The following is a 15,428-nucleotide window of genomic DNA, read 5'->3' as shown; positions in this document are numbered from 1 at the left end:
ATAGAAGAAAGCGACCGCCACCCTTTGCTTGGTTAAGCGCTGCGCTATTCTGGGCGTTATTGGTGCTAACCCCGTTACTGGCTGCGCGTACTGTTTCAGAGACATTTAGCCGACATGGTATGGACTTTGACGTGTCCGCTGCATCTGTTGCAGCCACACGTGATACCATAGATCGCCGTTTTGAATCCCTCATGGCCGGGCAAGAATCGCGTAAGGCAACTTGGTCGCGTTTGGTTTCAGAGCAAGTACGCGGCGGATATCTAAAAACGGCACGTGGATTACTGCTTGCAGCGCCGAGTATGTTGGATGCACAAAACTCAGCGGCGCTTCTTGCGTCCGTGGATGTGCAGGGGCTTGCAGGTGATGATGCAATAGAGGCTGCAGCCTTAAATTATCTTGATGAAGATGTACGCTATGCCTATGAGCACGCTGTGTCACCTTTGCGTGCTATGTGGCGTGCGGCGATTGCTCAACCAGAGGCGGGTGCGAGCCCTGAAGAAGCTGAAACATCTGAGAATCTTCCTCCTTCAGCTGGATTGAATGTGTTGGGGGATGAACGTGACCTTGCCATGCAGGCCGCACGGTGGGTGCGTGGACAAAATATAGATACATTTGCATTTGCGCTGTCTGGTGTGGGTTTGAGCGCTTTAGGCGATAGCGAGCGGGCGGGGGCCTCTATTGTTCGCGCCGCCGACAAAGCAGGTAAGCTTAATCCAGATTTGAAACGGCATATTGAACGTCGATTGTTCAATGTGGCCCCTCCAGAGCGGCTGAAACGCGATTTGACGGTTCGGTTTTCTGGAGCGCTTGGCATTGCAGCGCAAGGTGATGTGGTTCTGGATATTATTCGCGGAGATATTGACCAAAGAGAGTTGGCCGACTTTGAAGAGCAATTGCGTTTTATTCGTGAAATCTCATTGAAGACATCTGCGCCAGCAACGATACGTATTCTGTCTTATGCCCGCAATGATTTGGATTTGCAGCGCGCAAGACTGTTAACCGAAGCAGGCGGCGATAAAGCGCTGGCTTTGATGGCAATGGAAGGGGCAACAGCCCTAACAGCGGCGCAAACACCTGTGCGCTGGACAACACGTTTACGGGTTATGCTGTCATTTCTCGTTGGGATGGGTTTGTCATTGCTATGGTTGACAGCAGATACGTTTATTCGGTCTATGCGTCGGGGACGTTCTGTACGCCGCAGCGCTGTATACGGCCTTGATGAGCGCGAATGGGATTATGACAAAAGGCCGTAAAACAGGCTGTCGACCCATTTTCCTTCTGTGAAATGCGTTTCTTTATGTGTGCCTTCCAGCTTGAATCCGAGGGAGGGTAAGAATTTTTGTTTTGGCAAATCTATAGAATAAATCTCCGCCCAGATGCGATGTAGGTTTAATTCTTCAAACCCGTATTTGATAAGAAGTTTACCTGCGTCTGAGGCGAATTTTTCGTCTATATAGAGATCATCAATTCCCAAATAGATTGAAAAATCCGCATTGCGGTTGATTGGGTCTATATAACACAATCCACACGCGCCCATCAGAGCGTTGTCATGATTGCGTTCTATGGCAAACATCCGCACACGGGGGTCATGCAGGACGCTATTTTCAAACCATTTTTGTTGCATTTCGGGAGATATTTCACGGTATTCACGGAAATAACGACGCATTTGAGGTTTGTTACGCCATTGGCGCAAAGGCTCTAAATCGCTTTCTTGAATGGCGCGTAGAGAGACGTGCTTTCCAACAATCATGCTTTGGCCGCCTTTGTGTTTTCTGGAGTGAGTGCATCTCCAAAGACCATGTCTTTTTTCAAGCTTCTGCCAATAAGTTGGTCGAGGGCATGAGGCTCATAGGCATTGGGCGGAGCGGGACGTAGCGCTTCAATATCGTTTGCGGTGAGGACATGGCCTTTGGGAAGGTCTTGTTTCAGGCGCAGACATCGGCGCTGGACAATAATACTATCGCCTTCATTAGGCTCAACCCGCTTAACGCCATCGCCCAGTGCGGCTTCCAATTCGCGAGTGCGATCCACCATATCGCGCCATGTCGTTGGTGTCATGGAAAAGCCGTGGTCAGGACCCTCACGGTTATTATCGTCTGTGAAATGCTTTTCAATGGCACGAGCACCCAACGCGACTGCACCCAGTACAGCGGCATGTCCGGGTGTGTGGTCAGAAAGGCCAAGCGGCAATCCGGGGAAGGCCGTTGCAAATGCTTTAAGGACATTCAAATTCACATTTGAAAAATTGTCATGGCTGCCGGTGTAGTTAGTATTGCATTGCATGAGGCAAAGCTCGCGGTTCTCAGCGAGAACTGCTTCTGCGGCGCGAATAGATTCTTCCATATCTGATGCGCCTGTTGCGACAAACATGGGTTTATTACGTTTGGCGACTTCAGATATAAATTGAGGCCAGCTCACATCGCCTGAACCAATTTTCCATGCTCCACATAAAGGGTCATTCATCTCAATGGCTTCGACATCATAGGGCGTGGTCATATAATGAATGCCAGCCATTTTGCATTCTTCGGCTAGGATAGGGGTCCAAGCGCGCGGCAGGTGAAATTCGTCGAAAATTTCATAAACAGATTTCTTCCATTTTGATTGATGCGCCATTTGGCCGCCAAGCTGTTTAAAGCCGCGATCTGAAACAATGTCCTTGGCAAGAAAATGCTGGAATTTAGCACATTCTGCCCCCGCTTCTTTTGCTTGCCATATCAAAGCTTTTGCGCGCTCTAAATCCCCATCATGAGATGCAGCAATATCGGCGATGAAGTAAGTTGGTTGATCGAGTGCGATTTCGCGATCATAAATTTTGAAATGGTTGTTATAGCGCATTTATAGAGCCTCGTTCGCGAGTGCATGGGCGGTTTGTTCAAGGGTTGGCAAATGATAGCCAAGTTGTTTTTCAGCTTTTGACACATCCAGCCCCAAACACATGGCGCGCGCCACGTTGAGCTTATGGCCGGAACCTTCTTCGACCCAGTCTGGATTTATGTTCAGTGCTTTTGCGACAGCATAGATGAAATCACCTTTAGAGGAGACTTCACGGGAGGCCACGTTGAAAATTCCAGTGGCTTTGCTTGCTGCAAGGTCAAGAGAGATCTGCGCCATATCATTGACGTGTAGCGGTGATGCATAAAAATCCATAAACAAAGTCATAGGAGATCTGTTTAAAAGACTTTCTTTAACCCAGCGGCCATGGCCCTTTTTCGCACCAATAATATTGGTACGCAGAATAAGAGCATTGGGCGAGGTTAGCGCTAATTGTTCGGCTAAATATTTAGTGCGGGCATATTCGTTGACTAAACGGACTGTAGCTGTCTCTGATTGAGGCTTATTTCCGCCTTCTACAAAATAATGATCCGTAGAGACCTGAAGAAGCGGACGCTGATGCTTTGCGCTCCATGCAGCTAAAGAAGAAAGGGGGCGCGTATTTATAAGATAAGCGTTAGCGGGATCACTTTCACACTTATCGACATAAATATTGGCTGCACAATTTATAATGCCATCTGGATTGATGTCTTCAAGCACTTTGGCCAAAACATCATCATCTGTGAGGTCAAAGTTCACATCGGCTTGTGAGCGGGCTGCAGCAATTGCTTCATCACCGCGTGCCCGAAGTTGAGAGACAAAGCAGGGGCCAAGCAGCCCAGTTGCGCCGAGTATGAGCCAACGCATCTGCCTAAGCTACCATTTCCATAGATACAGGGGAGGTTTCAAAATGTGCGCGCTCAGATAATGCCAGCCTGTTTACATCAATGTGCTTTTTATTGATGTCTTGAATATCAGGGCGCATGAAACATAAGCGGGCATATTCTGCAGCACTCGCGATAGATGCGCGTTCTCCCATTGCTTCATATAAGGCTTGCATGAAGAGGAGGTCCTCTTTGTAATCTAAGGTCCAGCGCAAGCTTGAAAGTGGCTCACCTGGCCCTTGTAGAGATGCACGTCGGATGTTTTTCATCGTGCGGATGTAGGGCGTGACGTGTTCGCGGTCATATTGGCTTTGGGCGTTAGCGTCTGCCTCATACAAGTGTTCAGCAGGGAATACATCGCAGTCTAATCCATGCGGAAAACGCGCTGGCATATTATTGCAAGCATATCCAACATCTGAACTTTTAAGGAGGCGGGCAACGGCACCACATATTTTGGGGTCAATCATCGGACAATCAGATGTCACGCGCATAACGCTCGTTGCGTTGACTTCGCGAGCGGCTTTTGCATATCGCGAAAGCACATCATTTTCGGAACCACGAACAACGCGATATCCCCAACGTTTGGCTGCATCTGCGATGATGTCGTTTTCAGCAGTGTCCGGAACAGCGCACACCACGATATTTGACTGTTCGATGAGATTGCAGCGGTCCAAACACCTTTTTAGCGCGGGAACGCCACCAAGATTTTCTAAGATTTTGCCAGGTAATCTACTCGAATTCCAACGCGCTTGAACAATAATAGCGAGTGTCATGATGTCCTCGGAGGCCTGTAAAGCGGCACATTCTGGGTAGGATACCCCTAATGAGTGGCTTTGATGAGTTGATTTAAACTAACTCAAAGCGCGTAAACCAATGCTTAAGCCTCAGGTGAGAGTTTAGGCGTTAACAAGGCCTTTATTGTTTGTATCAAATCTGTTGGATCGAGTGCATCTCATGACTAAATCATTCTTCCGGGACTTTATGGACCCAGCACCTAATCTGGATGGTAAAACTATTTTGGTGACAGGTGGAACGGGAAGTTTTGGTAAGGAATTTGTCAAGATCGTTTCCCAACGCTGGAGCCCCAAAAAGCTGATCGTATTCTCTCGTGATGAGTTGAAACAATATGAGATGGCCCAGCAATTTCCACAGGCTGACTATCCTTTTATGCGCTATTTCATTGGTGACGTCCGTGACCAAGCGCGTTTGGAAATGGCGATGCGTGGCGTGGACTATGTGATCCATGCAGCCGCGCTTAAGCATGTGCCGATTGCTGAATACAACCCGATGGAGTGTATCCGTACCAATGTATTTGGTGCTGAAAATGTCGTGAATGCATCCATCAAAGCGGGCGTGAAGACGGTTGTTGCACTTTCGACGGATAAAGCTGCCAACCCAATCAACCTTTATGGCGCATCTAAACTTGCTGCGGATAAGGTCTTTGTGGCTGCTAATAATCTTTCTGGTGCAGATGGTACGAAATTCTCAGTAGTGCGTTATGGAAATGTGCTTGGTTCACGCGGGTCGGTGGTGCCGTTCTTTCGCAAATTGATTAGTGAAGGCGTAGACCATTTACCCATTACTGATCAACGCATGACACGGTTTTGGATTACGCTGGAGCAGGGTGTAAATTTCGTGCTCTCCAGCTTAGAGCAAACTCATGGCGGCGAGATATTTGTCCCGAAAATTCCATCCTCCACGATAGGCACTTTGGCATCTGCAATTGCACCTGAAATGCCTCAAAAAGAAGTGGGCATTCGTCCGGGTGAAAAGCTTCATGAAATCATGGTGCCTGAAGATGATGGGCGTTCAACAGTCGAGATCGCTGACCGCTATGTCATCTTACCTGCTGGCCACACGCGACGCTTCAGTGATTGGGCCGACAAGGGCGCAACACCAGTATCTGAAGGTTTTGCTTATTCTTCAGATCAAAATGATGAAGTGCTAGATGAAATGTCTGTATTGGAAATGTTGAGCCTAACATTCCCCGGTGAAAGCTTGAAAACAATGGCGACAACTATGCGCCGCCGAGATGGTGATGCACCAGCTCCACTTGCGGACACAGATTTGGCTGTAACGACACCAAAGCGCAAAGCCCGCAAGCGAAGCTAAACATCAGCAATTAGCTTGTCGTTTTATCATTCCAATTAGAGCTCAATGGGGCTTCGCGAAAAGCGAAGCGATCCAGATGGCTTTGCGCGACATTTTTTAAACCTTCAAGCTGCGCAGGTTCGCTCGCGTTTATCTCACAGATAAGCTGTGCATCCTGCGCGCGCATGCTCAATACACCATCGCCCCTCCAATTTATCCACGGATCTTTGCAGGGAAGGTGACGCGTGCTTTCTCACTGACATGCTCTACGTCGAGATTGTGCGAGCAATGCTAGCATAATTGCAGCATGTATTTGCTGATGGGATAGCTGATTGGCTTACGGCAGAAGCCGCCTTTAGTGCATGCCTGCTAGGCCAAATGCGCCCTTGATACCATCAATCAATAATTGAACTGATAGTGCCGCTAAGATCACACCGAAAATACGTGTAATACCACCTGACACACTATCACCCATTATGCGAATGATTGGCGCAGCCGCGAGAAATACAAGACAGCACAATGCAAGGTTTGCAATAATGGCACCAATAACAATACCTTGCTCTACCACATTCCCGTTTGCATTTTGCATATAGAGCATAGCCGTAGCGATCGAACCGGGCCCGGCAAGCATGGGAATACCGAGCGGAAAGACAGAAACATCATCTAATTCTGTGTGATCTTCTTCTTCTAGGAAAGCTTCAGCGCGCGTTTCACGGCGTTCAGTGCGCTTTTCAAACACCATATCTAACGCGATCAAGAATAACAAAATACCGCCAGCAGCGCGAAACGCATCAATTGAGATATGCAAAGCGCCCAATAGCCAAGCGCCACCAAAAGCAAAACCAATAATAATGATAGCAGCGACCAAGGTCGATTTAATCGCCATTTTGCGAGCAAATTTTGGTCCGCCACCTGACGTCAAAGACGCAAATACGGGCGCGACACCAGGAGGGTCGATCAAGACGAAAAAGGTCACAAACGTGGCGAGGGCAAGGTTTAAAAGTTCATTGGTCATCATTTGCGCATATAGGGGCAAATGCTTAATGGCAACACCCAATCAATCGTGTGGGCGGCAAATTATTATTTCAAATTATATCTATCCTAGAAATTTATAGCGTGTTGGCTTTTGCATTTTGATGAAAATAAAGCGCCGAGTTGCCTCGGCGCTTATGTATTTTCACAAGTGATAAATCAGAAAATTTTATTCTGCTGCTGTAGCGGAAGCTGATTCATCCAAAGGAATTTCCAAGCGTGATAGAAGTTCTTTTGGAACAACTTGCTTGAAGTGTTGCAATTCAGCCTGCCAGTTGGAAAGCAGCGTGCTAGCAAATTGCGAGCGAGTTACTTCCACATGCGCTTCGATCAAGGATTTCAAATCCGCTTCCCAGTGCTTAGATTTGATAGTGTCCCATACGATTGAGTCGGGGTTGGCCATAATGTCGAACTTATCGTTCGGGTCATAGATATATGCCATTCCGCCAGTCATACCTGCACCGAAATTGTCTCCAATAGGTCCAAGAATCGCGACTTTACCGCCTGTCATATATTCACATCCATTGGAGCCACATCCTTCAATAACGGCAGTGGCACCGGAGTTACGAACTGCGAAACGTTCCGCTGCTTGTCCAGCTGCATAAAGGTTCCCAGACGTTGCACCATATAGACATGTATTCCCGATAATTGTGTTTTCGTGTGCGAGGAAACGTGCGCCTGATGATGGACGCAAGATGATTGTCGCACCTGAAAGACCTTTACCTACATAGTCATTGGCATCCCCAATAACTTCAAGGGTGAGACCTTTCACACAGAAAGCACCCAATGATTGCCCCGCAGATCCATCTAGCGTGACCCATAGGCGGCCATCTGGAAGGGGATCATCTGTACCAAATTTGCGAACGATTGCAGAGGAAGAACGCGTACCTATAGCGCGCTGAACGTTGCGAACTTTATAGTCCACTTGCATCTTCTCGCCTTTTTCAAAGAAAGCAGCTGCATCACGTAAGATTTCAGCATCCAATGAATCAGGAACGTCGTTGCGAAGTGTTGGCTTGTATTCAATTTTCTGATCGGCATCCGCACGAATAAGAAGCGGGTTTAGGTCGAGATCATCAAGGAATTCTGATCCACGTGACACCTGTGAAAGCAGATCAGTACGACCAATAACTTCATCAAGTGTTGCAAACCCTAATTCAGCCAGAACATCACGCACTTCTTCAGCGATGTGTGTCATGAGGTTTACCACTTTATATGGCTTACCTGTAAACTTATCACGTAGATCATCGCGCTGTGTACACACACCAACCGGACATGTGTTTGAGTGACATTGGCGCACCATGATACACCCCATTGCAACCAAGGATGCGGTTCCAATACCGTATTCTTCAGCACCCAGCATCGCGGCCATAACAATGTCGCGACCTGTACGTAGACCACCATCAGTCCGCAGAGTGACTTGGTCACGCAAATTGTTGAGCGTGAGCACTTGGTGTGCTTCAGCCAGTCCCATTTCCCATGGTAGACCAGCGAATTTGACGGATGTTAGCGGGCTTGCACCTGTACCACCGACATTTCCTGCAATCAGAATGATGTCAGCTTTGGCTTTTGCCACACCAGCCGCAATTGTACCCACACCTGAACGTGCCACAAGCTTCACACAGACACGTAGTTCTGGGTTGATTTGCTTAAGGTCGTAGATCAATTGTGCGAGATCTTCGATAGAATAGATGTCGTGGTGCGGTGGCGGAGAAATGAGCGTTACACCGGGTGTTGAGTGACGGTTTTTCGCAATAAATTCCGTAACTTTGAAGCCGGGCAATTGTCCGCCTTCACCTGGTTTTGCACCTTGAGCAACTTTGATTTCAACTTCGCGACATTGGTTGAGGTATTCAGCTGTTACCCCAAAACGACCAGATGCAACCTGCTTAATCGCAGAGTTCATATTGTCGCCATTTGCCATTGGTTTATAGCGCTCACGTACCTCGCCGCCTTCACCAGACACAGATTTTGCGCCAATGCGGTTCATCGCAACGTTGAGTGTTCCGTGTGCTTCAGGGCTAAGGGCACCTAGAGACATGCCCGGTGTGACGAAACGTTTGCGGATTTCGTTCACCGATTGAACTTCTTCTTGGCCCAATGGTTTGTTGGGTGAGCGGAAATCCATAAGGTCACGCAATTGAAGCGGGTGTTCGCGGGCTTCTTTTTTCAGAGCTTCAGAATATTTCTTCCACTCAGCATAACTACCTGTGTCACATGCTTTTTGTAGTTGGTGAATAAGGTCACCTGTCAAAGCGTGGCGATCGCCTGAGCGACGGATGCGGTAAAAACCACCCACAGGAAGAGAAATAACTTGTGAGTCCCAAGCTTTTTCGTGCAGCCCACGTGCTTTTTTCGCAAGGCCGTTCAAACCAATACCAGAAATTTTAGACGTCATTCCTGGGAAGTAGTTGTCTACAAGCGCGCGAGACAGACCCAAAGCTTCAAAGTTATATCCGCCGCGATATGAAGATATCACAGAGATACCCATTTTAGACATGATCTTTAATAGACCTGCATCAATGGCTTTCTTGTAGTTTTGACAGGCTTGCTCAAGTGTCAAACCTTCAATGAGGCCACGTGCGTGACGGTCTGCAATTGTTTCCATCGCAAGATAGGCATTCACACATGTTGCACCCACACCGATCAATACAGCGTGATAGTGTGTGTCGAGACATTCAGCAGCACGTACTGTTAGAGAACAGAATGAGCGAAGTTCTTTCTTGACGAGGTGTGAGTGTACAGCACCCACGGCCAAGATCATCGGAATACCTGCACGCTCAGCGTTTTGGAACTCGTCGGTTAGAACAATGTGCTCTTTACCTTGTGAGACGGCATCTTCTGCGGCCTGACAGATTTGGTTCAATGCTTCTTGAAGCGTTGTTCCTGCGTGAGCTGTTGTTTCTGCGTCAAACGTACAATCAACAATGGATACGCCATCGCCTAGCACTTCAAGCAAATTGTTATACATGCCTGTGGTGAGAACAGGGCTTTCCAACAAGAACACATTTGATTGTGCTTCATCATCAGCAAGGATGTTGCCGAGGTTTTTAAAGCGCGTTTTCAAACTCATCACACGGTCTTCGCGCAACGGGTCAATTGGCGGGTTGGTCACCTGAGAGAAGTTCTGACGGAAATAGTGTGACAGTGGACGGTAGTGCTCAGATAGCACCGCGATTGGGCTGTCATCACCCATTGAACCGATCGCTTCTTTTCCATCTTCCATCATTGGCGATAGGAGAAGCTCTGTTTCTTCCATCGAGAAACCAGCGGCTGTTTGGCGGCAAAGCAATTCAGAGCGACTAAATGTTTGCGGCTCTTTGCCTTCAGTAATGCGCTCATCCAGTTCGATGACGTTTTCTAGCCACTCATCATATGGGTGTTGTGCAGCGAGTGCATCAATCACTTCACGGTGTGTGTAGAATTTACCTTCGTCGATATCCACAGCGATCATGCCGCCTGGACCCACGCGGCCACGGCGGTCAATGCTGTCTGGATCAAGAGGACACATGCCTGTTTCGGAACCAACAGCGAGAACGCCATCGGATGTCAAAGCATAACGCATCGGGCGCAGACCAGAGCGGTCCAACCCAGCAACCGCCCAACGACCATCAAAGGCACAGACAGCAGCAGGGCCATCCCATGGCTCCATCACAGCGTTAGCATAGGCATACAAGCCTTGGTGCGCAGCAGGCATAACGTCTTCACGTTTTGACCAAGCGGCGGGGATAAGAAGTGTTTTTGCCATTGTCGCTTTGCGGCCTGCGCGCACGATCAATTCAAAAGCAGCATCCAGCGCCGCAGAATCGGAAGATCCTTGCGGAATAATTGGCTTAATGTCGTTTTCATGCCCACCGAATGTCTCCGATACCATGCGGATTTCGTGGGATTTCATCCAATTGACGTTACCGTTAATCGTGTTGATCTCACCGTTGTGGGCTAACATCCGGAAGGGTTGCGCCAACCACCATTGCGGGAATGTGTTTGTGGAGTAACGTTGGTGGTAAATTGCAACAGAAGAGACAAAACGCTCATCTTGAAGGTCTGGGTAGAAAATATCGATATCTTCAGCGAGGAACATACCTTTATAAATCAAAGCTTTGGCTGAGAAAGAACAGATGTAAAAGCTAGGTATGCCAGCTTCTCTCACGCGCTTCTCAATACGGCGGCGACAGATGTAAAGTATGCGTTCGAGCTCTGCCTCGTCACGGCCTGTTGGGTCGCAGAACATGATCTGCGCTATCTCTGGTCTGGTCGCGTCTGCCTTTTGTCCTATGACTGAAGTGTCGATGGGAACTTGGCGCCATCCATAGATGTGGAAGCCGAAACCAACAACTTCAGTTTCAACAATTGTTCGCGCGCGTTCTTGTGCAGAAAGGTCTTCACGCGGCAAAAAGATTTGTCCGACGCAGATCGGTTGGTCTTTGTTTGGTGCGTGACCTGTTTTAGTAATTTTGTCGTGGAAGAAAGCTTGTGGCACATCCAAACGGATACCAGCACCATCTCCGGTTTTTCCATCAGCATCTACAGCACCGCGGTGCCAAACGTTTTTAAGGGCTTTGATACCCATTTCAACGATTTTACGCTTTGGCACACCATCCATTTGGACCACAAGGCCCACACCACATGCATCATGTTCATCTGCTGGGTTATAGGCGTGTGCATCCATTAAAGCCTGACGTTTGGCTTCATAATCGGCTTTGTAATTATTGTTCTCGTCGGTCATCTTTTTCACCTTGCTTGGTGCGGGAAGGGGAAGCTGTAAGCGACACCCTTCCGAGAATTCTGATTTCAAATACTAACTCGTATTGCGGTCTATAAAGCTTTATTCGGCGGCGATCTGGTTTGCTGCTTTTTGAGCTTTCATATAAGCGTGCATGTGCTCAGCAGCGTCGCGTCCATCTTTAACGGCCCAGACAACTAAGGACGCACCGCGCATAATGTCTCCTGCTGCAAACACACCATCAATTGAAGTCATTAAATTGGCGTGGTTGACTTTAAGAGCGCCCCAGCGGTTTACGACAAGGTCTTCTTCGTTGAAGAGTTTTGGAAGGTCTTCTGGGCTGAAGCCAAGTGCTTTAATCACCATGTCCGCTTTTACTTCGTACTCAGACCCTTCAATCGGCTCTGGTGAGCGACGACCGGATGCATCTGGTAGGCCCAGTTTCATGCGCGTTGCAGTCACTGATTTTACGTCACCTGATTTTTTGGCTACCACTGCTGTTGGCGCTGAAAGCCAGTCAAACTTTACGCCTTCTTCTTCAGCATTGCGCACTTCGCGTTGCGACCCCGGCATGTTGTCGCGGTCACGGCGATACATACATGTTACTGCTTTAGCGCCTTGACGGATGGCAGTACGTACACAGTCCATCGCAGTATCACCACCACCGATCACAACAACGCGCTTACCGTTTGCGTTTAGTTCGCCGCTTTCAAAACGGTCGACTTTATCGCCAAGGCTGAGCTTGTTTGATGTGATCAAGAAATCGAGAGCAGCATGCACGCCATGGGTCTCTTCGCCCGGCATGTTAAGATCGCGTGCTTTATAAACACCCGTTGCGATTAACATAGAGTCGTGTTTCTGGCGAAGTTCTTGGAGAGAAACAGTCACGCCGACATCTGTATTATATACAAATTCAACACCTGAATCTTTTAGGTATTGCTCACGGCGAAGCACGATTTCTTTTTCAAGCTTGAAGCCTGGAATACCGTATATAAGTAGCCCGCCTGCGCGGTCATAACGGTCATAAATCGTAACCTGATAGCCGAGGCGGCGAAGTTGTTCTGCAGCTGCAAAACCCGCAGGCCCAGCACCAATAATTCCAACAGATTGGTCGCGCTCTTTAGGTGGCTTAACTGGTTGAACCCAGCCATTTTCAAACGCAGTGTCTGTGATGTATTTTTCAACGGAACCGATGGTTACTGTACCGTGGCCCGATTGCTCAATTGTACAACTGCCTTCACAAAGACGGTCTTGTGGGCAGATGCGCCCACATATTTCAGGCATGTTGTTTGTAGAAGAGGACATCAGGTAGGCTTCTTCTAGCCTTCCTTCTGCTGTGAGCTTTAGCCAGTCCGGGATATTGTTGCCAAGAGGGCAGTGTTGCTGACAAAACGGCACACCACATTGAGAGCAACGTGAGGCTTGCTCATTTGCTTTTGCATCAATGTATTCCGCATAGATTTCGTGGAAATCTTGCTTGCGGTTTTTAGCGTCGCGCTTTTCGGGCATCTCTTTTTCAATAGAGACGAACTTCAGCATTTTCTCTGGCATGGCTGAACTCTTTATTCTTGGTTTTATTTGAATGGCAGTGTCATAATGCCTAAAAACCAGAGCTGCAAGTATCAAAATGACATATGAGAACCATATGGATTTTAAAAACGCAAACTATGCCGCACAGTGAGAGTTTTTGAGAAGGGTTCGCAAAATATTAAAAACCATATGGATCCAATTAAAACTTGGCTAGAAGTTTGCTTCTTATCATGGTGTAAACGCTTGGCTTATAGAGAAGGTGCTGGAATGGGGCATTTTGAGCATATGGCGCGCCATAATATTACTTATAAGGTTGGGATTTAGATGTCTTACTTACAGCTGGCTTTAATCGCTTTGGTGCAGGGCATAACCGAATGGTTGCCTATATCTTCATCTGCGCATGTTTTGCTTGCAGCGGATTATTTTGGATTGGATGGTCCTGAAGAATTGCTGATAAATGCAATGGCGCATCTGGGGACATTGGGTGCGATTTTAATATATTTCTGGCGCGATTTCGTGCGGGCCACTGTGGGAAGTGTAGAGCTGGTAACTGCACCAGCCACCAAGAAACCATTATCAGAAGGCGCTCATTTAGCTTTGATGATTATAGTTGCAACACCTGTTGCTTTGGCAATTGCTGCGGGATGGGAAATGCTGGCAAGTGATGTAATGAAAGATGGGATGCGCAATGCTTATGTTGTGGCGGGATCTACTATCTTTTTTGGGATTTTGCTGTGGATTGCAGATGTAAAAGGTAAAACCCACCGAAAAGAGAAGGATATGACAATCAAAGATGCGTTTTTGATTGGTATTACCCAGCCTATTGCTGCTCTTATACCTGGGACAAGTCGTTCTGGTATTACAATGACTGCTGCGCGTGCGCTTGGCTTTAGTCGTGATGAGGCGGCGCGGTTCTCAATGCTTATAGGTGCGCCCATGCTGGCGGCTGTTGGTGCCTATGCGTTCTTGGAGTTGTCTAAGGCTGGTGGCAATACGGGTGATGCGACCTTGCTGCATGGTTTATATGTGGCTGGCTTGTCCTTTGTGTCTGGTATTGTGTCTATCGCGCTATTGATGGCGATTTTGAAAAAGATGAGCTTTTTGCCCTTCGTACTTTATCGCTTTGCGCTTGGGGGTGCATTGCTGCTGATGGCACCTCACTTAATGAGCTAAAGGTGAGGCGTTGTGTTTAAAATTTTGGCCAAAGAAAAAACGGGACCGATTGGCCCCGTTTTTTTGTGATCTTTAAGAATGGGTAGATTTAGATATCTACGCGAGACACATCATCTTTTACTTTTACGTGGAACTGACCATATTCGCGGTAACGCCACACGTAAGTTGGAACAATCACCTCTATTGTTTCAAGATTGGTGACACCAAGATCAGCGATTGTGCCGTAATTTTTATCTTTCTCCAGACCAACAATATTGTCAGACTTTAGCAAACGGACCTGATCGCCAGTAAGTGGCGGTGCGTGGAAAGGCCAAAGTTTGAACAAGAGGTCAATTGTCATGCCCTTTAATTCCGCAAGGAAGAAAGGAACTGGGATAAGCAATTTTGGACGGTCAACTGCATCGGTGATAAATTCGAGCAATTGCTTAAATGTGTAAGTGCTTGGGCCGCCGATTTCATATGTGCGCCCCTGCGTATCTTCGGAGGCGAGGGCACCAATGATTGCGTCTGCAAGGTCACCCACAAAAACGGGTTGGAATTGTGTTTTGCCGCCGCCAATAAGAGGTAGGAAGGGCAAGAAGCGAGAAAAGTTGGCAAATTTGTTGAAGAAATCGTCTTCCGGTCCAAACACAATTGAGGGACGTAGGATGGTCGCTGTTGGAACTTTTGCTTTTACAGCGTCTTCCGCTTCTGCTTTTGTGCGGGCGTAATCAGATTTTGAATTTAGGTCTGCACCGATGGCGGACATTTGAACAAATTGTTTGATACCAGCTTGCGCTGCATATTCCGCAATGTTTTGCGCACCGAGTGCTTGGGTGCCGTCAAATGTTTGGCGACCCTTTTCGGATAAAAGACCTACAAGGTTTAGAACGGCGTCTGCGCCATCCAGCGCGCGCACGATAGAAGGGCGGTTGCGTACATTGGCTTGGATAATTTGCACTTGGCCAACTTCACCAGATAACCGCATGTCACCTGCATTCATCGGGTTGCGCACAGCGACGCGAACACGCCATCCTGCTTTGCACAGCGCTCGCACTGCATAACGACCTATAAAGCCTGATCCGCCAAATACTGTGATGAGTTTGCCTGACATGACACTTTGTCCTGTGTTTCATTCGCCTGCTGAGTATAGACGAGTGTGTGCTTAATCAAAATTTGCAGCTTATGTCCATGCAGTTTGGCAT

Annotated in this window: 12 protein-coding genes; 3 read left to right on the top strand and 9 right to left on the bottom strand. The window is 47.9% G+C overall.

Going from position 1 to position 15,428, the window contains the following annotated elements; all coding sequences use genetic code 11:
• The first annotated feature begins 62 nt into the window (after positions 1-62).
• A complete protein-coding gene (locus ACFQS8_RS10815) occupies positions 63-1,253 on the top strand; it encodes a hypothetical protein (protein WP_382167347.1) in 1,191 nt (396 codons plus the stop codon).
• Here ACFQS8_RS10815 and ACFQS8_RS10810 read toward each other — a convergent pair.
• From ACFQS8_RS10810 to ACFQS8_RS10795, 4 genes are read right to left on the bottom strand one after another with little or no spacing between them, the layout of a single operon-like run.
• On the bottom strand, positions 1,235-1,750 hold the full coding sequence (locus ACFQS8_RS10810; protein ID WP_382167346.1) for a GNAT family N-acetyltransferase: 516 nt from the start codon (positions 1,748-1,750) through the stop codon (positions 1,235-1,237). The genes ACFQS8_RS10815 and ACFQS8_RS10810 overlap by 19 nt on opposite strands.
• A complete protein-coding gene (locus ACFQS8_RS10805) occupies positions 1,747-2,835 on the bottom strand; it encodes an N-acetylneuraminate synthase family protein (protein WP_382167345.1) in 1,089 nt (362 codons plus the stop codon). Before ACFQS8_RS10805 ends, ACFQS8_RS10810 begins: the two co-directional genes overlap by 4 nt.
• The gene (locus tag ACFQS8_RS10800) at positions 2,836-3,678 is read right to left on the bottom strand and encodes an SDR family oxidoreductase (RefSeq protein ID WP_382167344.1); all 843 of its coding nucleotides are present in this window, start codon (positions 3,676-3,678) and stop codon (positions 2,836-2,838) included.
• A gap of 4 nt (positions 3,679-3,682) precedes the next feature.
• A complete protein-coding gene (locus tag ACFQS8_RS10795; RefSeq protein ID WP_382167343.1) occupies positions 3,683-4,468 on the bottom strand; it encodes a cytidylyltransferase domain-containing protein in 786 nt (261 codons plus the stop codon).
• A 181-nt stretch (positions 4,469-4,649) separates the two neighbouring features.
• Between ACFQS8_RS10795 and pseB the strand changes: the two genes are divergently transcribed.
• Entirely contained in the window at positions 4,650-5,807 is a 1,158-nt protein-coding gene (gene pseB, locus ACFQS8_RS10790) for a UDP-N-acetylglucosamine 4,6-dehydratase (inverting) (protein WP_382167342.1), read from the top strand.
• A gap of 10 nt (positions 5,808-5,817) precedes the next feature.
• Here the strand turns inward: pseB and ACFQS8_RS10785 are convergent, their stop codons facing one another.
• The 4 genes from ACFQS8_RS10785 to ACFQS8_RS10770 all read right to left on the bottom strand — a co-directional run bounded on the left by ACFQS8_RS10785 (position 5,818) and on the right by ACFQS8_RS10770 (position 13,092).
• Positions 5,818-5,973, bottom strand: coding sequence for a DUF2218 domain-containing protein (locus ACFQS8_RS10785; protein WP_382168600.1), 156 nt, complete (start codon positions 5,971-5,973; stop codon positions 5,818-5,820).
• 168 nt (positions 5,974-6,141) lie between these two features.
• Positions 6,142-6,801: a MarC family protein gene (locus ACFQS8_RS10780; protein ID WP_382167341.1), complete on the bottom strand. Its 660-nt coding sequence runs from the start codon at positions 6,799-6,801 to the stop codon at positions 6,142-6,144.
• Between the two features lie 186 nt (positions 6,802-6,987).
• The gene (gene gltB / locus ACFQS8_RS10775) at positions 6,988-11,544 is read right to left on the bottom strand and encodes a glutamate synthase large subunit (protein ID WP_382167340.1); all 4,557 of its coding nucleotides are present in this window, start codon (positions 11,542-11,544) and stop codon (positions 6,988-6,990) included.
• Between the two features lie 99 nt (positions 11,545-11,643).
• Positions 11,644-13,092: an NAD(P)-dependent oxidoreductase gene (locus ACFQS8_RS10770; protein ID WP_382167339.1), complete on the bottom strand. Its 1,449-nt coding sequence runs from the start codon at positions 13,090-13,092 to the stop codon at positions 11,644-11,646.
• A 303-nt stretch (positions 13,093-13,395) separates the two neighbouring features.
• Between ACFQS8_RS10770 and ACFQS8_RS10765 the strand changes: the two genes are divergently transcribed.
• A complete protein-coding gene (locus tag ACFQS8_RS10765; RefSeq protein ID WP_382167338.1) occupies positions 13,396-14,244 on the top strand; it encodes an undecaprenyl-diphosphate phosphatase in 849 nt (282 codons plus the stop codon).
• Positions 14,245-14,332: 88 nt separating this feature from the next.
• Here the strand turns inward: ACFQS8_RS10765 and ACFQS8_RS10760 are convergent, their stop codons facing one another.
• Entirely contained in the window at positions 14,333-15,337 is a 1,005-nt protein-coding gene (locus ACFQS8_RS10760; RefSeq protein ID WP_382167337.1) for a complex I NDUFA9 subunit family protein, read from the bottom strand.
• Positions 15,338-15,428: the final 91 nt, after the last annotated feature.

This window comes from Hirschia litorea, from assembly GCF_042665075.1.
GTDB classification, from domain to species: domain Bacteria; phylum Pseudomonadota; class Alphaproteobacteria; order Caulobacterales; family Hyphomonadaceae; genus Hirschia; species Hirschia litorea.
Note: the sequence above shows the minus strand (reverse complement) of the source record. Positions and strands in the feature narration are given on the sequence as shown.